Raw genomic sequence first — 19,347 nt, 5'->3', positions numbered from 1 at the left:
ACATTATGGCGAAACTGAACAGCTATCGCACGGGTCCGGATGAAACCGGCCATTTCGGTATTTTCGGCGGACAATTCGTGGCCGAGACCCTGATGCCGCTTATCCTCGAGCTGGACGACGCCTATGAGGCCTCGAAAAAGGATCCGGAATTCGCGAAAGAGCTTTCCGGGCTGCTCAAGCATTATGTGGGACGCGAATCCCCGCTCTATTTCGCCGAGCGGCTGACCGAGCATTACGGCGGCGCGAAAATCTATCTCAAGCGCGAGGATCTGAACCATACCGGCGCGCACAAGATCAACAACTGCATGGGGCAGATCCTGCTCGCCCGCCGCATGGGCAAGAAACGCATCATCGCCGAGACCGGCGCGGGCCAGCATGGGGTCGCCACCGCCACCGTCGCCGCGCGCTTTGGCCTTAAATGCGCGATCTATATGGGTGAGACGGATATCGAGCGGCAGAAACCCAACGTCTTTCGCATGAAACTGCTGGGCGCGGAGGTAATCCCCGTGAAATCCGGCGCGCGCACCCTCAAAGACGCGATGAACGAGGCGCTTCGTGACTGGGTCACCAATGTCGAGGATACCTTCTATATCATCGGCACGGTCGCCGGGCCGCATCCCTATCCGGAGCTTGTCCGTGATTTCCAATGCGTGATCGGCGAGGAAACCCGCCGTCAGGTGATGGCGGCGGAGGGACGGCTTCCCGACACGTTACTTGCCTGCATCGGCGGCGGATCGAACGCCATGGGCCTGTTCCATCCCTTCCTCGATGACGAGGGCGTCGAGATTATCGGCGTCGAGGCCGCGGGCCTTGGCATTGATACGAACAAGCATGCGGCCTCCCTGAACGGCGGGCGGCCGGGCGTGCTGCATGGCAACCGCACTTATCTGCTGCAGGATGACGATGGCCAGATCCTGGAAGCCCATTCCATCTCCGCCGGGCTTGATTATCCCGGGATCGGGCCGGAGCATTCCTGGCTCAACGATGTCGGGCGGGTCAAATATGTGAATGCGACGGACGCCGAGGCGCTGGAGGCGTTCCAGCTCTGCTGCAAGCTGGAGGGGATTATTCCCGCGCTCGAAAGCGCCCATGCGCTCGCCTATCTCGAAACGCTCGCCCCGGGCCTGCCGAAGGATCATATCATCGTCGTCAACCTGTCCGGGCGCGGCGACAAGGACATTTTCACCGTTGCCAATGCACTGGGAGTTGAGTTGTGAGTGAGACCCGTATTGACCGCCGCTTCAAGGCCCTGAAGGCCGAGGGGCGCGCCGCCTTCGTCACCTATGTCATGGCGGGGGATCCCGATTATCAATCCGCGCTGGCGATCGTCAGGGGCCTGCCCGCCGCCGGTGCGGATATTATCGAGGTCGGCCTGCCCTTCACCGACCCGATGGCGGACGGCCCGGCAATTCAGCAGGCGGGCTTGCGCGCGCTGGCCGGCGGCATGACCCTGAAAAAGACGCTGCACCTGATTTCCGAGTTCCGCGAGGACGATGACGACACGCCGATCGTGCTGATGGGCTATTACAATCCCATCTACAGCTATGGCGTCGACCGGTTTCTCTCCGATGCGACGGCCGCCGGCGTCGATGGCCTGATCGTCGTCGACCTACCGTCGGAAGAGGACAGGGAGCTTTGCCTGCCCGCGCGTGCGGCCGGGCTTAACTTCATCCGCCTTGCCACGCCGACCACCGATGACAAGCGCCTGCCGAAGGTTCTCGCCAATTCCTCGGGCTTCCTTTATTATGTCTCGATTGCCGGAACGACCGGCGCCGCGGCGCCAAGCCCGCGCGACGTGGCGACCGCCCTCACCCGTATCCGCAAGACGACGGATCTGCCGATTGCGGTCGGTTTCGGGCTTCGTACCGGGGCGCAGGCGGCGGAAATTGCAAAGATCGCCGATGGCGCCGTTGTCGGCACCGCCCTGGTCGAGCAGGTCGCCCTTGGCAGCGACAATGCGGATGCGGTAAAACGGGTGCTTGGTCTCGCGCGGGAGATATCCGCGGGCATCCGAAGCGTAAAAAAGACGTAACAGGACACGAATATGAACTGGTTGACGAACAAGGTCCTGCCGAAATTCCGGCAACTCACGGCAAAGCAGGATACGCCTGACAATCTCTGGGTCAAATGCCCCGATTGCGGTCAGATGCTGTTCCATAACGACCTGCAAGCGAACCAGAATGTCTGCACCCATTGCGACTATCACATGCGCGTCACCCCGAAGGAGCGTTTCGACGCGCTCTTTGATGAGGCGAAATACGACATGATCGAGCTGCCCAATGTGCCGCTCGACCCCCTCAAATTCCGCGATTCCAAACGCTATACCGAGCGGCTCAAGGATGCCCGCAACAAGACCGGCGATGTCGATGCGATGAAGGTCGCCCATGGCAAGCTGGACGGAAATCCCGCGGTGGTCGCCGTGCAGAATTTCGATTTCATGGGCGGATCGCTCGGTCTCGCGGTCGGCGAGGCCATCGTCGCCGCCACCAAGCTCGCGATTTTGCAAAAAGCGCCGCTGATCCTCTTTTCCGCGGCCGGCGGCGCGCGCATGCAGGAAGGTATCCTCTCGCTGATGCAGATGCCGCGCACCACTGTCGCGGTCCAGCGCCTCAAGGAAAGCCGCCTGCCCTTTATCGTCGTGCTCACCGATCCGACCACCGGCGGGGTCACGGCCTCCTATGCGATGCTGGGCGATATCCAGATTGCCGAGCCGGGCGCGCTGATCTGCTTTGCCGGTCCCCGCGTGATCGAGGAAACGATCCGCGAAACCCTGCCCGACGGGTTCCAGCGCGCGGAATTCCTGCTCGACCATGGCATGCTCGACATGGTGGTCCATCGCCGCGAGATGCGCGAAACCCTGAGCCGCATCATCAGCCTGCTCTCCAGCAAGCTGAAACTGGCGCCGGTGCCGGTCAAATCAAACGGCAAGAAAGCGGCGGAAAAGGCCGCGTCCGGGAAATAGACAAACCCCTATGACCGGACAGGACAGCGATCGGATTCTGGCGCGGATGATGACGCTGCATCCGAAGATCATCGACCTCACGCTTGATCGCATGATGCCGCTCCTCGCAAAGCTCAACCATCCGGAGCGGCGCCTGCCGCCGGTCGTCCATGTCGCGGGCACCAATGGCAAGGGTTCCCTCCTCGCCTATCTCCGGGCGATGCTGGAGGCGGCGGGATACCGGGTGCATGTCTATACCTCGCCGCATCTGGTGCGCTTCGCCGAACGCATCCGTCTTGCCGGGAAAATCATCGACGAGGAAGCGTTGAGCGAGCTTTTGCTCGCCTGCGAGACGGCCAACGGCCAGACCCCGATCACCTATTTCGAGATTACCACCATCGCCGCCTTCAAGGCCTTCGCCGAGACGGATGGCGATATTCTGCTTCTGGAAACCGGGCTTGGCGGGCGCTTTGACGCCACCAACGTGGTGGCACATCCGGCACTCACCGCGATTACGCCGATCTCCCAGGATCACGCGGAATTTCTCGGGACGGATCTTGCCGGGATCGCGCGGGAAAAGGCCGGAATCATGAAACCCGGCGCCCCGATCGTTATCGGCCCGCAGGAGGGGGTGGTGCTCGATGTCCTCCGGAAAACGGCGGAAAAGCTGGGCTCTCCGGCTTATATATATGCCGACGACTGGTCCTGCACCGAGGAGGCCGGCGGCTGGCATTATCGGGGGCGTGGGGGCATCCGCGCCTTTCCTGAGCCTGCGCTCCACGGGGTTCACCAGATCGCCAATGCCGCGACGGCCATCGCCTGTCTCGACCGGCTGTCGGACTTTAGCGTCCCCGACACGGCAATCGCCGAGGGGCTTCGCACCGTCGAATGGCCCGCCCGCATGCAGCGGCTGACGAGAGGGCCGATTGTCGAGGCGCTTCCCGGTCATGTCGAAATCTGGCTCGATGGCGGGCATAATCCGGCGGCGGCGGCGCAGATCGCGGAAAGCTTCCGCCGCTGGCACCAAGAGGATGCGAAACCCGCCTTCCTGATCGCCGGAATGCTGAACACCAAGGACCGGACGTCATTTTTCCGGCAGCTTGCCCCGGTGATCGAAAAGGGCCATTGCATCCCCATCCCGGGCGAAGCGGCGGCAACACCGGCGGCGGAGCTGACCGATCTCGCCCGCGCCGGCGGCCTCGATGCGACGGAAATGCCGTCCCTGATGGCGGCGGTGGCGGCGTTGGAACCTGCGCTCAGCGAAAAGCCCTGCCGCCTGCTGATCTCCGGCAGTCTCTATCTTGCCGGGCAAATTCTCCGCGATAATGGATGAGCGAGGTTACGGAACGAGGCGATAACCGCCCGGCTCGGTGATCAGGATTTTGGCGTCCGACGGTTCGGTCTCGATTTTCTGGCGCAGCCGGTAGATATGTGTCTCCAGCGTATGGGTCGTCACCCCGGCGTTATATCCCCAGACCTCGTTGAGCAGGATATCGCGGGTCACCACCTTGTTACCGGCCCGGTAGAGATATTTCAAAATCGCCGTTTCCTTCTCCGTCAGGCGCACCTTCTGTGCGGTTTCCTTATGCAGCATCAGCTTGGCCGCCGGGCGGAAACTGTAGGGACCGATGGTGAAGACCGCATCCTCGCTCTGTTCATGCTGGCGCAACTGGGCGCGAATCCGCGCGAGCAGCACGCCGATGCGAAACGGCTTCGCCACATAATCGTTGGCGCCGGATTCAAGGCCCAGAATCTGGTCGCTGTCGCTGTCCTGCGCGGTCAGCATGATGATCGGCGCCTTGTTGCCGGATTTGCGGATCAGCTTGCAGGCCTCGCGCCCGTCCATATCCGGCAGCCCGACATCCAGCAGGATCAGATCGAAATGACTTTTCTTGATCTTGTCCAGGGCCTCGCACGCCGTTTCCGCCTGCTGCGTCAAAAATTCCTCATGCAGATCAAGCTGTTCCGCCAGTGTTTCCCGAAGGCTGTTATCGTCATCGACCAGTAGAATCTTTTTCCCGCTCGTCATCTGTTTCCTTCCCGATAATTGTCCGCGCGCGCCGACCGGCGGCCCCGCTGACTTAAAAATTGGTAGCACATGGGGGTATTCAAGGGCAAGCCGGTCGCGAAGGGCCCTGCCTTCACGCGAATGTGAAGCTCCTTGAGGAAAATCCGGTCTTTCGGCCGCTTCGGCGCGCCTGCGGCAACTTAGTATTTGCGGCGGTGCGCCCGGGCCTGCTAATAGTCTTGCTGTATCACCAATTATCGCCGACCGGAATTCAAGGCAACATGAGCAAAAGCAACAAGAAAGACACCGAGCTCAAGCGGCTGCGCGCCGTCGACCGCGCCATTGCGGATTTGCGCCGGGGCCTGAGTGTCATCGTCAGGGGAGAGGGGGAAGCCTCCCTCGTTCTCGCCACCGAAATGGCGTTCGACGTGGAGCTGGAGGATCTGGCGGCAAAAAGCGGCGAGACACCGGTCCTCGCGCTCACCGCCCATCGCGCCAATGTCCTGCATATCCCGCCGACGGGCGATGACGTCGTCCGCCTGGTGATCGAGGACTGGATGGATGCGCCGCTGATGCGCGCCCTCGCCGATGCGGTGCATGACCTCGATCAGCCGTTCCGCGGCCCCTTCACCCGCCTGAAGGAAGGCTTGCCCCCCAGTATTTCCGCGGCCATCAAGCTGGTCAAGCTCGGGCGGCTCCTTCCCTCCGTCCTGGCTTCGGCAATCCCGATTGAGAAAGCCGGCAGCCTTGCCGAAAGCGCCGACCTTTCCGCCGTCGATATCGCGGATATCCTGGCGTTCGAGGAAACGGCGGCGCTTCAGCTTCGCAAGGTCGCGGCCGCCAGGGTGCCGCTGCAGGCGGCGGAAAACACCACCTTTTACGCCTTTCGCCCCAAGGATGGCGGGATCGAGCATCTGGCGATTGTCGTCGGCGAGCCGAACCGGCGCGCGGCGGTGCTGGCGCGGCTGCATTCGGAATGCTTCACCGGCGATCTCCTCGGCTCGCTCAAATGCGATTGCGGCGAGCAACTGCGCGGGGCGCTCAAGGCCCTCGCCGAGGAGGGCGGCGGCGTTCTCCTCTATCTCGCCCAGGAAGGGCGCGGCATCGGGCTGATCAACAAGCTGCGGGCCTATAAGCTGCAGGAACAGGGCTTCGATACCATCGATGCCAACGAACGCCTCGGTTTCGATGCGGATGAGCGCGTGTTCCAGCCCGCCGCCGAGATGCTGAAACAGCTCGGGTTCCGGAAAATCCGGCTGATGACCAACAATCCGGAGAAGGTCGAGGGGCTGGAGCGGCACGGGATCGAGATCGCCGAGCGGGTGTCGCATACATTTCCCTCCAATACCCATAACGAGCTTTATCTGGCGACGAAGAAAAAGCGGAGTGGGCATTATCTTTAGGTAAAACCGGCCGCGCCCGGCAGATTTTGCCTCCTTGTCCGATCCGGCGCCCAGAAATCCCCGTAAATCTGCGGTTGCTTTTGGCACGCTCCTTGCTTTTTACTCAGGCAAGGAGATGAATATGTTGAGCAATACCGTCACACATGACCCTTACGCCTATCTGAACCGGGCCCTGCCGAACGACCCGGTGGCGATGTATGTGCCCAAGGAACGCGTGAATGCGGACGGCGAAATGATCGCCAGCGAAGACGGTTTCGGCGAGGACGGCTTCGGCTTCGACGATTTTCTCGATATCATCAACCCCCTGCAGCATATTCCCGGCGTTTCCTCAATTTACCGCGAAATCACCGGCGACGAGCTGAGCCCCGGCGCCCGCATGATCGGCGGCACCATCTATGGCGGCGGCATCGGCTTTGTTGCCTCGCTTCTCAATTCCGCGGTGGAACAGGCGACCGGCCTCGATATCGGCGGCAATGTCATCGCGCTGTTCTCCGGCGGCGAAGGCGACACCACCGAAGGCGCAATGATCGCCGCCACCCCGGCGGACGCAAAACCGGAGGACGCAACCGCCGCCACAACACCGCTGGCGACCGGAACCGCGGCGCCTGGCGCCGTGGCGCCCGTTGTCACCGCACCGCTGGCGGCCCCCGTTCCGCGCGCCGAACCGCGCACGACCACCATTGACGATGAACTTGCGGCGACGCCGATCGGCCTTGAATGGAAGGGGGACAAGCCGGCCATACTGCAGCAGCTGCAACAGGCGAAGACGCAGGACCTCAGCGAAGAACAGCTGCATGCCATCTTCCGGAGCTTCCGCGCCGACCCCCCCGCCGCCAGCGAACCCGCAGTGAACGCCGGAACCGCCAGCGCCGCCTATCAGAAAACCGCCACCGCCATGGAACAGGCGCGACCGGCGGCCCCTTCGCGTATCGATCTGTTCGATAAACCCGCACCCTGATCCATCGGACAGGTGACTTGGCGGGAAGGCTCGCTTAAACTCCGCCTCATGGACATCATTGTAACTCTCATCGACGGGGCGCGTGGCCGGTTACGGTTCGGATCGCTTGACGTCGATTGCGCGCTTGGAAAATCGGGCATTACCACGGAAAAACGCGAAGGCGATCATGCGACGCCGGCCGGCCGCTTTCCCTTGCGCAAACTTTTCTACCGCGCCGACCGGATGGCGGCCCCGCGCTGCGCCCTGCCGACGGCCGAGATCGACATTCTGGATGGCTGGTGCGACGATCCGGACCATGAACTCTATAACAAATATGTCCGCCTGCCCTTCGGCGCGCGTCATGAGCGGCTGTGGCGCGAGGACCCCCTCTATGATCTGGTGGTCGTTCTTGGCCATAATGACGATCCGCCCGTTGCCGGCGCGGGAAGCTGCATTTTCCTGCATGTCGCCCATGGCGACTACCGGGGAACGGAGGGCTGCGTCGCCCTAAAAAAGGAGGATTTGCTGACACTTCTCGCGGCGATCGGGGAAGACACCCGGATGGAGGTGCGGGCGCCCTAGTTACAGCTCGTCGCGCGCGCCGAAAAGCGCCGTCCCGACCCGCACGGACGTCGCGCCGAACTGCACCGCCGTCTCGAAATCCGCGCTCATCCCCATGCTGAGACGGGAAAGGCCGTTGCGCGCGGCGATTTTCGCGAGCAGCGCAAAATGCGGCGCGGGCTGTTCTTCCACCGGCGGGATGCACATAAGCCCGACAACATCGAGGCCGAGATTGTCGCGGCATTCCGTGATGAAGGCATCGGCATCCTCGGGAAAAACGCCGGCTTTCTGCGGTTCCTTGCCCGTATTGACCTGGATATAGACCGGTAGGGCGCGCCCGGCCTCGGCCATTTCCCGGGCGAGAACGCGGGCGAGTTTGGGCCGGTCCACCGTCTCGATCACATCAAAGAGCGCCACGGCATCCTTCGCCTTGTTCGTCTGCAGCGGGCCGATGAGATGCAGTTCGATATCCGGAAACTGCTGCTTCAGCGCCGGCCATTTACCCGCCGCCTCCTGCACCCGGTTCTCGCCGAAATGCCGATGGCCATAGCCAAGCGCCGCCTCGATCAGCTCGACCGGCTGGCGCTTGCTGACGGCAATGAGGTCGACCGCCGCGGCATCGCGCTGCCATTTTTCCGCCGCCTTCTGGATGCGGGCCCGGATATCATCAAAATTGGCGGCGATATCACGGGCGATCCCTGTGTCGTCACCTGTCATCTGTCCCATTCTCCCGATGAAATTGAAAATCTGCAAATTTGCCGAATTAACAGGCTTTTTTCTGCGAAATCCGGATTTATAGGGTTAATTTTGTGTAAATTTCTCATTTATATCCCGGCGGCAGATACTTGAATTTCTTCATCACATCGTAATGCGCCGCGACAATCTTCTCGACCTGCTCCTGTGTCAGAGCCGTTTTCCACTGTCCCGCCTTGCCGACGCGGAAAAACCTTTCCGCCTTATCCGACCGCTCATTGAACCCTTTCGTGTCCTCAAGCTTTCTCAGTTTTTCAAAGGACGAAAACTTGATCGCCTTGCGAAGATGCTCCCGGCTTGGCTTTACGCCGAGAAATTTCGCCATCCCGCCGAAGGTTTTTTCCGGCTTGTAGAGCATATCCTCGTAGCGCATGACATGCACGCGGGACTTATTCCCTTCCTGCAGCCAGGAATTTACGTGATCGGACCAGGAGCAGAGAAATTCCGGGATTTTTTTATCCGTTCCTTCGGTCGAGGCATTATGATTGTTCATCATGTCGATGCTCTCGTCGACGCTTTGGCCGAAATGATTGGCGAGCGACAGGACGACATCGAGCGGATTGCGGATGAAATAAATCGCGCCCGCCGTATATGTCGGTGTGACCAGCGGGATGCCGTTGATCAGCCGGAGCGCATTATGGGTTTTGACGAAAACCGTATCGAACCTTGTCCGCGTGTAGAGTTCATGCACCTTCGGGATCAGCGCCGTGATCTCGGCCTCGGAAAAATTATCGATGCTCCGGCCCGCCGCCCTCTCGAACCATTTTTTCTTGCCGTCCCCCATGGTGAACTTCGTCAGCGAATTCAGATCCGCCGGCTCATCGCCATTGAGAAACAGGTTATGCAAAAAGATGCGCGCCCAGGTATTCCCTGACTTGGGGTAGGAGGCGAGCCAGACAATATCACCCATATTTCTACTTTCCGAACAGGTCCTGCAAAAGGTTACTTTGGAAGATACCCGAAAGTTTTCATCACGTCATGATGCACGTCGACAATTGCCTCGACCTGGCCAGGCGTCAGTGTGGTTTTCCACTGACCGGCCTTGCCGACGCGGAAGAACTTTTCGGCCTTGTCGGAGCGTTCGCTGAAGCCCTTTTGGGCTTCCTGCTTGCGCGATTCATCAAAGGATGAAAATTTGATCGCCCGTCTAAGCCGTTCCTTTGGCGGCTTGAGCCCGAGAAATTTCGCGAGATCGCCGAAGGTTTTCTCCGGCTTGTAGAGCATATCCTCGTAGCGCATGAGATGCAGCCGGGATTTTTCCATCGCCTGCCAGGAAGTGATATGACTGGACCAGTCGCTCAGGTAATCGGGGAGCTTACGGTCCGTCTCCGCGCTATAGGCTTCCTTGTCATTCATCATGACAACCCCGCCGTCGATCGACATGCCATAGTGATCGGACAGTGAAATCACCACATCGAGGGGATTGCGGACAATATAGATGGCGCCGGCCGTAAATTCCGGCGTGATCAGGGGAACCCCGTGGACCTTGCCCAGCATGTTATGCGTCTTGACGAAAACCGAGTCCGGCCGCGATTGCGCATAGGCCCGGTGCACCTTCGGGATCAGGGCCGCAATTTCCTCGGCGCTAAAGCTGTCGAATGGTTTTCCGGTGACATGCTCGTACCAGGACTTGTTGCCATCGCCAATGGTGAATTTCGTGAGCTCGTTGAGATCGGCAGGGCGCGTCGCGTTCAGCAACAGATTATGCAGGAAGGTGCGTACCCAGGTATTGCCGGATTTCGGATAGGAAGCCAGCCAGATTATTCCGCCCATGAATGTCGTCCCAACCTCATCCTGGATCTTATTTCGGAAGGTAGTCGAAGTGTTTCATCATGTCATGGTGACATTTAACGATTTTATCGACCTGCTTGTCGCTGAGGACATCCTTCCATTGATCTGCCTTGCCAACGCGGAAGAAACGGCCGGTTTTGGCTTTATGCGATCGCTCGCTAAATCCTTGTTCATCTTCCAGCTTGCGAACAGTTTCAAAGGAAGAAAACTCGATTGCTTTTTCCAAACGTTCCTTCGGCGGATTAAGCCCGAGAAACCGTGTCAGGCCACCGAAAGTTTGTTCTGGCTTGTCGAGCATATCCTCGTAGCGCATCAGATAGAGATACTGCCGGTTAAACAGCAGCCAGGAACTGACATGATCGGACCAGGAGCCGAAGACCTGCTCTATCGTACCATGTTCAACTCCTTTCTCCGCGCCTTTTGCCGACCCTTTCGGGTTATTCAGCATTCTTATGCCGTCATCGAGGCTAAGACCGTAATGGTCGGCAAGGGATATGACCACGTCGAGCGGATTCCGGACGATATAGATGGCGCCGGCGGTGCATTCCATGGTGATCAGCGGAATGCCGAAGGCGGTTCCGAGGCCGCTATGGGTCTTGACGAATACCGAGTCCGGATGCGCCTCGGTAAATGCCTTGTGAACCTTGGGCGTCAGCCAGGCAATCTCCCGCGCGGAAAGCTGGTCAACGGGCTTACCCGCGACTTTCGTGTACCAGGCCTTGTCCCCATCGCCCAAGGTGAATGTCGCTATACTATTGATATCGACAGGCTTTTCCGGGTTGAGGAACAGATTATGGATGAAAGTCCGCGTCCAGGTATTCCCCGATTTGGGATAGGATGCCAACCAGATGATGCCGCCCATGATTACTTTCCGTCAAAATTTTTTGCCAACCTAGCGGATGCCTCCCCGACGGACAACAAAAAAGGGCGGGAAATCCCGCCCTTTTCCGTTTAGCAATTCTCTCAAATTAGAAGGAGAGAGACGTACCGATGAAGTAGATGTTGGAGTCACCAGCAATACCAGCGCCCGTCGTGTTGTCATAAAGTTCAACACCACCGAATGCGGTGATACCCGGGCCAAGTGCGTACTGACCACCGATAACCCAGTTTTCGAGTTCGGTTTCAGCACCGGCCGGCGGCTCGTTCGTGCGCTTGGAGTACTGAACACCAACTGCCCACGGACCCATGCCGTATTTAAGACCAGCGGACCAGGTCTTCGCATCGTTATCAGCCGTGCCGCCGATATCGCTCTGCTTGCGATAGCCACCACCGATGGTGAAGCCAGCGAAGCCGATCTGCGTACCGAAGGAGTATTCGGACTGATCTTCAAAGGTCGTAACCGGACCAGACGGAGCTGTCTGCGTGCTACCAACGTTTGCACTCTGGTAACCAGCGGAAATCGCTACGTCAACGCCACCGAACTTGTTCACATAGTTGACAGCTGCTGAGTAACCGCGATCCAGACCACCTTCGATCAGGGTCGGAGCATATGCAGAATGCTGACCGGTTTCAGAAGATCCGTCCGGAACATAAGAAACACCCAACTGGAAGCCAGCGAAACGCGGCGTGAAGTAGGTGATCTTGTCGGTGTCGGAGAACATCGTCGGACGCGTGGAGTTCGTCGTGCCGATCGGATAGATGTTCGGTGAGTCAGCGGAGTACATCGGAACCGGTGACGGTGCATCATAATGCATCAGGTAACCGGCGGAGTCCTCTGAACCGAACAGGATACGACCGAAGGAACCGTCAACATAGATGTAGGTTTCGTCGATCTGGTCAGCCGTTGCATAGGATTCAAGCTGAACGTTGACACCGAATTTCAGGCCGTTGTCGAGAGTGGTTTCGCCGGTGAAGAAGATTTCACCTTCCTGCGTTACACGATCGTCAATGCGGCTCAGGTGGTTGGAAGAACCGGTCGGGTTCACACCATCATTGTCGTAGTCAGCGAAGTAATAGGTCGACTGCATGTAGCCGCCGAGACCCAACTTGATTTTTTCAGCGGCAGAAGCCGGTGCTGCAGCCAGTGCACCAACGGCAACGAGCGCTGTCGTACCCAAGATTGCTTTTTTCATTTTGTCTCCCCTCTGCTCAGAAAGCCAGAGAACTAGATTAAAATACAGACGCAAGGCCAAAGAGCCCTGTTAGTCAAGACGGAGTAAAGAAGGTTAATGGCCTCACCGTCAAGCGCAAGACGATGGGCTTTTTACCAAAATCAGCCGACTGTGCCGAAAAAGTCACATTCCGGTCACAGTTTTGATTTGCGGCCAATCGCCGCGCCGACGGAAAAGACGGCAATACCGCAATTTTCTGCTGTTGTCGGGACAAGAAAGCTGGCATAAACTCACCGATCTTGATTTCGCCCGATTTGGCGGGTCTAGTGGCGAGAAACATGAGGATTTTGACGGATATGACGCGAAGACAAATATACGCCCTGGCGGGAGGGGTCTGCCTGGCGCTTTTGCTGGCCGGTTGTGAATCTGATCTTGGCACGGACTCCACATTTCCGACATCGAGCCGCGGACAGGTGTACCAGACGGGGAACGCCCCGAACGATACGATCTTCGGCAAGGGCGGCATTTTCGGCGGCGATGACAAGGATCTGGAGAGTGGCGTCGGCTCGGGCGGCGGCCTTGGCGTCAATGCCTATCTGTGGCGCGCCTCGCTCGATACGCTCTCCTTCATGCCCCTCTCCTCGGCGGACCCCTTCGGCGGGGTGATCATCACGGACTGGTATTCCTCCCCTGATTCGCCGAACGAGCGGTTCAAGGTGACCGTCTATATCCTCGACCGGCGCCTGCGGGCCGATGGCGTCCGCGTCACCGCCTTCAAGCAGAATCTCGATACCGCGAACCAGTGGATCGCCGTCCCGCTCGCGCCGAAAGTCACCACCGACCTGGAAAACGCGATTCTTGCCAAGGCCCGTGAACTCCGGGTGGCGCGCGAAGGCGAATAACCCTATAACAGCCGGGCCGGAGCGCCGTCGGGCCCTCATCTCATAGCGGAAAAGAGGACCGGCCCCGCCCACCCTTGTAAATATTGACCAGATGAAACGGGAAAAAGCGATGTCCCGCTATAATGCAAAAGAAGTTGAAGCCAAATGGCAGGCCAGCTGGGCCGAGCATAAAAGTTTCGAGGTAGAGGCCGATCCGGCGCGCCCGAAATACTATGTGCTGGAGATGTTCCCCTATCCGTCGGGACGCATTCATATCGGCCATGTCCGCAATTACACCATGGGCGATGTCGTCGCGCGCTATAAGAAGGCGCAGGGCTTTAATGTCCTCCATCCCATGGGCTGGGACGCCTTCGGCCTGCCGGCAGAGAACGCCGCCCGCGACAAGGGCGTACATCCCGCCGACTGGACCTATGCCAATATCGCCCATATGCGCGATGAGCTGAAGGGCATGGGCCTCTCCCTCGACTGGAGCAAGGAAATCGCCACCTGCCACCCCGGTTATTACGGGCATCAGCAGAAGCTGTTCCTGGATTTCTTCAAGAAGGGCCTCGTCTACCGCAAGGAAAGCTGGGTCAACTGGGATCCCATCGACATGACCGTGCTCGCCAACGAGCAGGTGATTGACGGCAAGGGCTGGCGCTCCGGCGCCGTGGTCGAGAAACGGAAACTGGATCAATGGATGTTCCGCATTTCCGATTACAGCGAGGAACTGCTGAACGCCCTTGAAAAGCTCGACCGCTGGCCGGACCGCGTCCGCCTGATGCAGCAGAACTGGATCGGCCGCTCGACCGGCGCCCATATCGCCTTCGATATTATCGGCGAGGACGACCCGCTCAATATCTATACGACGCGCCCGGACACCCTGTTCGGGGCGAGCTTCATGGCGGTATCGGCTGATCACCCGCTGACCCAGCGCCTGGCCAAAGACAACCCTGCCGTCCGCGACTTCGTCGCCGAATGCCATCGCATGGGTACCAGCGAGGAAGCCATTGAAAAGGCGGAGAAAAAGGGCGTCGATATGGGCCTGAAAGTCGCCCACCCCTTTATAAAGGGCAAGACCCTGCCGGTCTATGTCGCCAACTTCGTGCTGATGGACTATGGCACCGGCGCGATCTTCGGCTGCCCGGCCCATGACCAGCGCGATCTGGATTTTGCACGGAAATACGGCCTGGACGTCACGCCCGTTGTCTCCCCGGATGATCAAACCCCGGAAATCGGGGATACCGCATATGTCGGCCCCGGCAGGATCATCAATTCGGACTTCCTGAACGGCCTGGAGGTTGAGGCCGCGAAGGCCGAGGTCATCCGCCGGCTGGAGGAATTGGGCAAGGGCGCGGAAAAGGTCAATTACCGCCTGCGCGACTGGGGCCTCTCGCGTCAGCGCTATTGGGGCTGCCCGATCCCGATGATCCATTGCGCAAAATGCGGCACGGTTGCGGAACGCGAAGAAAACCTGCCCGTCAAGCTCCCCGACGATGTCACGTTTGACAAGCCGGGCAACCCGCTCGACCATCACCCGACATGGAAGCATGTCAACTGCCCGGAATGCGGCGGCGAGGCGACGCGCGAGACCGATACCATGGATACCTTCGTGGATAGTTCCTGGTATTTCGCGCGCTTCTGTTCCCCCCGCGCCGACAAGCCGGTGGAGCGCGACAAGGTCGATTACTGGCTGCCCGTCGATCAGTATATCGGCGGGATCGAGCATGCGATCCTGCATCTGCTCTATTCGCGCTTCTATTCCCGCGCGATGATGCAGACCGGCTGGTCCCATGTGGAGGAACCCTTCGCCGGGCTGTTCACGCAGGGCATGGTCACCCATGAAACCTATAAATCCGCCTCCGGTGAATGGCTGCTCCCCGACGAAGTCGACCAGAATGACGCCGGGAACCTGATCGAGATCGCGACCGGCAAGCCGGTCACCGTCGGCGGCGTCGAGAAGATGTCGAAATCGAAGAAAAACGTTGTCGATCCCGGCGCGATTATCGAAAAATTCGGCGCCGATGCCGCGCGCTGGTATGTCCTGTCCGACAGCCCGCCCGATCGCGACATGGAATGGACCGACGCCGGCGCGACCGGCGCCTGGCGCTTCGTGCAGCGGCTGCATCGCTACATCCTTGAAAATCGCGACATGGCCGCCGCCCCCGGCACGGCCATGCCCGGTGAATTTTCCGACGCGGCGATGAAACTGCGCAAGGCGGCGCATAAAACGATCACCCAGGTCACCGAGAATATCGAGGAGTTGCATTTCAACAATGCCATCGCCCGCATCTATGAATTTATGAAGGCGCTCAGCGAGTATAAATTCGAAGCGGGCGAGGATGGGAAATGGGCGCTGCGCGAAAGCATGGAGGTTATCGTCCAGCTCATCGCGCCGATGATGCCCCATCTCGCCGAGGAACTCTGGCAGGCATTGGGTCATGACACCATGCTGGTGGAGACGGCCTGGCCAAAGGCAGACCCTGTGCTGATCGTGGAAGACCGGATTACCATGGCGGTGCAGGTCAAAGGCAAGCTGCGCGCCACCATAGAGGTTGCACTCAACGAGGAAAGCAAACGCGTTGAAGAAATTGCACTGGCCGAGAAAAAAGTCCAGAATGCGATTGGGGATGCCCCTATCCGAAAAGTGATCGTCGTACCGAACCGGATCGTCAATGTCGTTATTTAGGACCAGCCTTGTTCTCCTGATCCTCAGCCTGCTGACGGCCTGCGGGTTTCAGCCGCTCTACGGCAGCCAGACCCGCAGCGCCGATGTCCAGGAAAAGCTGGCGCAGGTCTATGTTGAACCGATCCGCGGGCGGACCGGGCAGATCCTGCGCAACGAGCTTCTCGACCGCGCCAATCCGCGCGGGATTCCGGCAACGCCCGCCTACCGGCTGAAAATCCAGATCGAGGTGCTGTCCGAAGGCCTCGCCATCCAGAACGACGATACGAAAACCCGCTTTAACCTGACGCTCAACAGCAAGTTCAGCCTGACCGACGTCGCCAGCCGGCAGGTGATCTATAATGGCTCGACGCAGAATATCGCCTCCTACAACGTGGTCGAGTCGGAATTCGCCAACCTGTCGGCCTCGAACAATGCGGAGAAGCGGGCGGCCCTGGTGGCGGCGCAGCAGATCAACCAGCAGCTGGCCGTTTTCTTCTCGGGACGCTGAGCGGTGGAGCTCGCAAGCGGCAAACTCCCGGCCTATCTCAAATCCCGCGACCCGAAACACCGCATCTTTCTTGTTTTCGGGCCCGATGAGGGGCTCGTGCGGGAACTGTCCCGCGCCCTTTGCGTTGCCGTCGCGGGGAGTCTGGACGATCCCTTCCGCTTTGCCGAGCTCGACGCCGGGGCCCTGTCCGCCGATCCCGCCCGCCTGATGGATGAGGTGACGGCGATTTCCATGATGGGCGGGGAACGGGCGGTGCGCCTGCGCGGGGCGAGCAACAATTCCAAGGGCTATCTTGAACCGCTCCTCGAGATGGATCTTGCCGATTGCGTCCTGGTGATCGAGGCGGGCGATATCCGTAAAGACAGCGCGCTCGTCAAGATGATCGGCAAGGCGCCCCAGGGCGTCGTGACCCATTGCGCCCATGACAAGGCGCAGGATATTCTCAGCCTGATCAACGAGGTGCTGGGCGCGGCAAATCTCGCGCCGTCCCGGGAAATCATCGACTATTTGCGCGAAAATCTCGGCAGCGACCGCGCCATATCGCGCCAGGAACTCGACAAGCTGGTTCTCTACATGGCCGGACGGACCGAGCCGATGACGCTTGCGGATGTGCGCGCGAATATCGGGGATTCCAGCGCCCAGACCATCTTCGACGTGGTCGATGCAACGCTGCTTGGCGATCTGGACGGGCTGGAACGGCGCCTCACCCGCGCCTTTTCGGCGGGCGAGAGCCCGATCGGCTTCCTGCGCATGATCCAGAACCAGCTCAAGCAGCTGCATAAGGCGGCGGCGCTCCGCGATGCCGGCGCGCGGCCTGAAGATGCCATCCGCAAGGCCGGCATTCCCTACTTCAACCAGAAGAAAGCGGCGGCGCAGATCGGCGGAAAATCAAGCGCCCATATGGCGACGAGCCTCGAGATCACATTGGAAGCGGAAATCAAGTGCAAGTCGACCGGCTATCCCGACGAAGCCATCTGCCGCCGGGCGTTGATGCGCCTCGCCATGGCCAACCGGCGGCGCTAGCACCATGGCCCGGCCCGATCTCGTCATTTTCGATTGCGACGGCGTGCTTGTCGATACGGAACCGGTCTCCAACGCCGTGCTTGCTGCCAATCTCACCCGTCACGGGCTTGCCCTTTCGACGGCGGAATGCACGGCGATGTTCACCGGCTGGAGCATGGCGAATGTCAGGACGGAGGCGATCTGCCTGGGCGCGACGCTTCCCGAAAACTGGATCGACGCGGTCTATGCGGAGGAGTTCGAGGCCCTGCGGCAGGGCGTTCCGCCGGTGGCGGGCATTCCCGAGATCCTCGACCGGCTGGACGCGGCCGCCATTCCCTACTGCGTTGCCTCCAACGGGAGCGAGGAGAAAATGGCGATCCCCTTGGGCCAGACCGGCCTTCTCCCGCGCTTTCAAGGCGCGATGTTCTCCGCCCACAGCCTCAACACCTCAAAACCCGACCCGGCGCTGTTTCAGGCCGCGCTTGCCGCCTTCAAGATGGCGCCTGCCCGCGCCGTGGTGATCGAGGACAGCACCCTTGGAGCAACCGGCGCCGCGCGCGCCGGCATCCCCTGCTACGGCTTCGCCCCGCACGAGGGCGGCACCGACCTCGCCGCCGTGGGGGCCAGAATTTTTAAGGATATGAGGGAGTTACCGGATTTGCTGGGGGTTTAGTCCTTCGCGTTTCTAGAGAGGCTTATTTTCAACATCGCCAGTCGGAATAAAAACACAGCGAGATAAATTGAAGCCGCTATAAGTATAATGCCCATGAAAGGTTGAGAGCTTTCAGCAAAATACCAAATGATGGCCCACAAAACAAAGATCGTGTTTAGCGCCGCCAAACTGATCCAGAACCAGCCTATGGATTGCGCTTGCTTGATCCTCATATCTGATACATTGAGCTTTTCAGAAGATCTTGGGAGGCCCTTCGTCAGTTTGCGAATTCCAAGAATGAACCAGATCACGTAAATGGGGCCAATCGCAAGCCCCCACCAGCCGCCGAATAAAATCATGCAGGCCATCGCCGCCAAGAAAAGCGCCAAATAGGTCAGCTTGACGAAGTTTCGAATTTTCCGTTCTGTTTCATCGGAATCGATAACATATGCCGATCCGCTATTCCCCCACGGAAAATATAATGTTCGTCCATCGCCATCTTTCTTAAAAAACGGGTCAACATAGCTATCTAAAATACCCATCCGTCCTCGCCACCGATTAATCCGTGCTTTGATGCGAGAAAATTACGCGATATAGATGTATTTGTACATCTTTTCCAGTCTTTAACCCTCATTACTCCGGAAACTTCGCGGCGAAATCCTCTCCCTCAATCCGCGCGATATTGGCGGTGAAACTGACCGTGTGGTAGGCGCCGCAGAGGGCGATGATCTCGAGCTGTTGATCGAGGGTCCAGGCGGACTGGAACTTTTCGAGCGTATCGTCGCTCAAATTGCCCGTCTCGCAGATTTCATCGACCACGCGGAGGAGAAGCGCCTCCTCCGGCGGCCAGCAGGGCGCATCGGCAGCGTCCAACCGCGTCGCGCGGACCTGTTCGGGGCTAAAATTCACATGATCCGCGAAGGCGCCCACATGCACGCCCCATTCATATTCACAATCCCGGTTCGCGGTAACGCGGAGGATGACGATCTCGCGCGCGCGCATGGAGAGCGGGCTCTCCCGGTCCAGCAGGTTGGAAACGCCCTTTCTGAGGAACCGGGCGCTGTTTGCGAAAATGCGGAAGAGTTTCAGGATATAGCCGTTCCGCTGCGGGTAAGTTTTTAATATTGCGGCAATTTCCGGCGCAAACGGTTCCACGATCGGTTTCAGAACATGCTTCATTTCTGGCGTCCT

At 59.5% G+C, this 19,347-nt stretch carries 20 protein-coding genes; 12 read left to right on the top strand and 8 right to left on the bottom strand.

Going from position 1 to position 19,347, the window contains the following annotated elements; genetic code table 11:
* The first annotated feature begins 5 nt into the window (after positions 1-5).
* From trpB to GQF03_RS17320, 4 genes are read left to right on the top strand one after another with little or no spacing between them, the layout of a single operon-like run.
* On the top strand, positions 6-1,217 hold the full coding sequence (trpB, locus tag GQF03_RS17335) for a tryptophan synthase subunit beta (RefSeq protein WP_161340559.1): 1,212 nt from the start codon (positions 6-8) through the stop codon (positions 1,215-1,217).
* Complete coding sequence (trpA, locus tag GQF03_RS17330) at positions 1,214-2,032, top strand: tryptophan synthase subunit alpha (protein ID WP_161340558.1); 819 nt, start codon at positions 1,214-1,216, stop codon at positions 2,030-2,032. The genes trpB and trpA overlap by 4 nt, the downstream gene beginning before the upstream one ends.
* Before the next feature lie 12 nt (positions 2,033-2,044).
* Positions 2,045-2,962 carry an acetyl-CoA carboxylase, carboxyltransferase subunit beta gene (gene accD, locus GQF03_RS17325; protein ID WP_161340557.1) on the top strand — a complete coding sequence of 306 codons (918 nt, stop codon included), beginning with the start codon at positions 2,045-2,047 and terminating at the stop codon, positions 2,960-2,962.
* Positions 2,963-2,972: 10 nt separating this feature from the next.
* Positions 2,973-4,274, top strand: a complete 1,302-nt coding sequence (locus GQF03_RS17320; protein ID WP_161340556.1) for a bifunctional folylpolyglutamate synthase/dihydrofolate synthase — start codon at positions 2,973-2,975, stop codon at positions 4,272-4,274.
* Positions 4,275-4,280: 6 nt separating this feature from the next.
* Here GQF03_RS17320 and GQF03_RS17315 read toward each other — a convergent pair whose 3' ends face one another.
* A complete protein-coding gene (locus GQF03_RS17315; protein ID WP_161340555.1) occupies positions 4,281-4,970 on the bottom strand; it encodes a response regulator transcription factor in 690 nt (229 codons plus the stop codon).
* 260 nt (positions 4,971-5,230) lie between these two features.
* On the opposite strand from GQF03_RS17315, the gene ribA reads away from it, so the two are divergent.
* From ribA to GQF03_RS17300, 3 genes are all read left to right on the top strand, one after another.
* Positions 5,231-6,352, top strand: a complete 1,122-nt coding sequence (ribA, locus tag GQF03_RS17310) for a GTP cyclohydrolase II (RefSeq protein ID WP_161340554.1) — start codon at positions 5,231-5,233, stop codon at positions 6,350-6,352.
* 121 nt (positions 6,353-6,473) lie between these two features.
* Positions 6,474-7,310 (top strand): hypothetical protein, encoded by an 837-nt coding sequence (locus GQF03_RS17305; RefSeq protein ID WP_161340553.1) that lies wholly within the window; start codon positions 6,474-6,476, stop codon positions 7,308-7,310.
* A gap of 12 nt (positions 7,311-7,322) precedes the next feature.
* Positions 7,323-7,871 carry a L,D-transpeptidase family protein gene (locus GQF03_RS17300; RefSeq protein ID WP_206375890.1) on the top strand — a complete coding sequence of 183 codons (549 nt, stop codon included), beginning with the start codon at positions 7,323-7,325 and terminating at the stop codon, positions 7,869-7,871.
* On the opposite strand, the gene GQF03_RS17295 is transcribed toward GQF03_RS17300, so the two are convergent.
* From GQF03_RS17295 to GQF03_RS17275, 5 genes are all read right to left on the bottom strand, one after another.
* Entirely contained in the window at positions 7,872-8,567 is a 696-nt protein-coding gene (locus GQF03_RS17295; RefSeq protein ID WP_161340552.1) for a YggS family pyridoxal phosphate-dependent enzyme, read from the bottom strand.
* Positions 8,568-8,670: 103 nt separating this feature from the next.
* Positions 8,671-9,513: a sulfotransferase domain-containing protein gene (locus tag GQF03_RS17290; protein ID WP_161340551.1), complete on the bottom strand. Its 843-nt coding sequence runs from the start codon at positions 9,511-9,513 to the stop codon at positions 8,671-8,673.
* A 32-nt stretch (positions 9,514-9,545) separates the two neighbouring features.
* Positions 9,546-10,376 (bottom strand): sulfotransferase domain-containing protein, encoded by an 831-nt coding sequence (locus GQF03_RS17285; RefSeq protein WP_161340550.1) that lies wholly within the window; start codon positions 10,374-10,376, stop codon positions 9,546-9,548.
* A 28-nt stretch (positions 10,377-10,404) separates the two neighbouring features.
* Positions 10,405-11,256 carry a sulfotransferase domain-containing protein gene (locus GQF03_RS17280; RefSeq protein WP_161340549.1) on the bottom strand — a complete coding sequence of 284 codons (852 nt, stop codon included), beginning with the start codon at positions 11,254-11,256 and terminating at the stop codon, positions 10,405-10,407.
* Between the two features lie 106 nt (positions 11,257-11,362).
* A complete protein-coding gene (locus GQF03_RS17275; protein WP_161340548.1) occupies positions 11,363-12,466 on the bottom strand; it encodes a porin in 1,104 nt (367 codons plus the stop codon).
* 335 nt (positions 12,467-12,801) lie between these two features.
* Between GQF03_RS17275 and GQF03_RS17270 the strand changes: the two genes are divergently transcribed.
* The 5 genes from GQF03_RS17270 (at position 12,802) to GQF03_RS17250 (ending at position 18,177) form a co-directional block, all read left to right on the top strand.
* Entirely contained in the window at positions 12,802-13,347 is a 546-nt protein-coding gene (locus tag GQF03_RS17270; protein ID WP_161340547.1) for a DUF3576 domain-containing protein, read from the top strand.
* Positions 13,348-13,456: 109 nt separating this feature from the next.
* Positions 13,457-16,015 carry a leucine--tRNA ligase gene (leuS, locus tag GQF03_RS17265; RefSeq protein WP_161340546.1) on the top strand — a complete coding sequence of 853 codons (2,559 nt, stop codon included), beginning with the start codon at positions 13,457-13,459 and terminating at the stop codon, positions 16,013-16,015.
* Positions 16,002-16,502 (top strand): LPS assembly lipoprotein LptE, encoded by a 501-nt coding sequence (lptE, locus tag GQF03_RS17260; protein WP_161340545.1) that lies wholly within the window; start codon positions 16,002-16,004, stop codon positions 16,500-16,502. The genes leuS and lptE overlap by 14 nt, the downstream gene beginning before the upstream one ends.
* Positions 16,503-16,505: 3 nt before the next feature.
* Positions 16,506-17,525: a DNA polymerase III subunit delta gene (holA, locus tag GQF03_RS17255; RefSeq protein WP_161340544.1), complete on the top strand. Its 1,020-nt coding sequence runs from the start codon at positions 16,506-16,508 to the stop codon at positions 17,523-17,525.
* Between the two features lie 4 nt (positions 17,526-17,529).
* Entirely contained in the window at positions 17,530-18,177 is a 648-nt protein-coding gene (locus GQF03_RS17250; protein ID WP_161340543.1) for an HAD family hydrolase, read from the top strand.
* On the opposite strand, the gene GQF03_RS17245 is transcribed toward GQF03_RS17250, so the two are convergent.
* Positions 18,174-18,698 carry a hypothetical protein gene (locus GQF03_RS17245; protein ID WP_161340542.1) on the bottom strand — a complete coding sequence of 175 codons (525 nt, stop codon included), beginning with the start codon at positions 18,696-18,698 and terminating at the stop codon, positions 18,174-18,176. The genes GQF03_RS17250 and GQF03_RS17245 overlap by 4 nt on opposite strands.
* 91 nt (positions 18,699-18,789) lie before the next feature.
* A complete protein-coding gene (locus GQF03_RS17240; RefSeq protein ID WP_161340541.1) occupies positions 18,790-19,335 on the bottom strand; it encodes a carboxymuconolactone decarboxylase family protein in 546 nt (181 codons plus the stop codon).
* Between the last annotated feature and the right edge of the window lie 12 nt (positions 19,336-19,347).

Source organism: Sneathiella chungangensis, from assembly GCF_009882935.1.
In the GTDB taxonomy this organism is placed as follows: Bacteria; Pseudomonadota; Alphaproteobacteria; order Sneathiellales; family Sneathiellaceae; genus Sneathiella; species Sneathiella chungangensis.
This window is presented reverse-complemented; position numbering and strand designations above follow the sequence as displayed.

Excerpts from the sequence above, each read along its gene's own strand:
- trpB (WP_161340559.1), top strand. The coding sequence starts at position 6 with ATGGCGAAACTGAACAGCTATCGCACGGGTCCGGATGAAACCGGCCAT.
- accD (WP_161340557.1), top strand. The coding sequence starts at position 2,045 with ATGAACTGGTTGACGAACAAGGTCCTGCCGAAATTCCGGCAACTCACG.
- GQF03_RS17320 (WP_161340556.1), top strand. The coding sequence starts at position 2,973 with ATGACCGGACAGGACAGCGATCGGATTCTGGCGCGGATGATGACGCTG.
- GQF03_RS17315 (WP_161340555.1), bottom strand. The coding sequence starts at position 4,970 with ATGACGAGCGGGAAAAAGATTCTACTGGTCGATGACGATAACAGCCTT.
- ribA (WP_161340554.1), top strand. The coding sequence starts at position 5,231 with ATGAGCAAAAGCAACAAGAAAGACACCGAGCTCAAGCGGCTGCGCGCC.
- GQF03_RS17305 (WP_161340553.1), top strand. The coding sequence starts at position 6,474 with ATGTTGAGCAATACCGTCACACATGACCCTTACGCCTATCTGAACCGG.
- GQF03_RS17295 (WP_161340552.1), bottom strand. The coding sequence starts at position 8,567 with ATGACAGGTGACGACACAGGGATCGCCCGTGATATCGCCGCCAATTTT.
- GQF03_RS17290 (WP_161340551.1), bottom strand. The coding sequence starts at position 9,513 with ATGGGTGATATTGTCTGGCTCGCCTCCTACCCCAAGTCAGGGAATACC.
- GQF03_RS17285 (WP_161340550.1), bottom strand. The coding sequence starts at position 10,376 with ATGGGCGGAATAATCTGGCTGGCTTCCTATCCGAAATCCGGCAATACC.
- GQF03_RS17280 (WP_161340549.1), bottom strand. The coding sequence starts at position 11,256 with ATGGGCGGCATCATCTGGTTGGCATCCTATCCCAAATCGGGGAATACC.
- GQF03_RS17275 (WP_161340548.1), bottom strand. The coding sequence starts at position 12,466 with ATGAAAAAAGCAATCTTGGGTACGACAGCGCTCGTTGCCGTTGGTGCA.
- GQF03_RS17270 (WP_161340547.1), top strand. The coding sequence starts at position 12,802 with ATGACGCGAAGACAAATATACGCCCTGGCGGGAGGGGTCTGCCTGGCG.
- leuS (WP_161340546.1), top strand. The coding sequence starts at position 13,457 with ATGTCCCGCTATAATGCAAAAGAAGTTGAAGCCAAATGGCAGGCCAGC.
- lptE (WP_161340545.1), top strand. The coding sequence starts at position 16,002 with ATGTCGTTATTTAGGACCAGCCTTGTTCTCCTGATCCTCAGCCTGCTG.
- GQF03_RS17250 (WP_161340543.1), top strand. The coding sequence starts at position 17,530 with ATGGCCCGGCCCGATCTCGTCATTTTCGATTGCGACGGCGTGCTTGTC.
- GQF03_RS17245 (WP_161340542.1), bottom strand. The coding sequence starts at position 18,698 with ATGGGTATTTTAGATAGCTATGTTGACCCGTTTTTTAAGAAAGATGGC.
- GQF03_RS17240 (WP_161340541.1), bottom strand. The coding sequence starts at position 19,335 with ATGAAGCATGTTCTGAAACCGATCGTGGAACCGTTTGCGCCGGAAATT.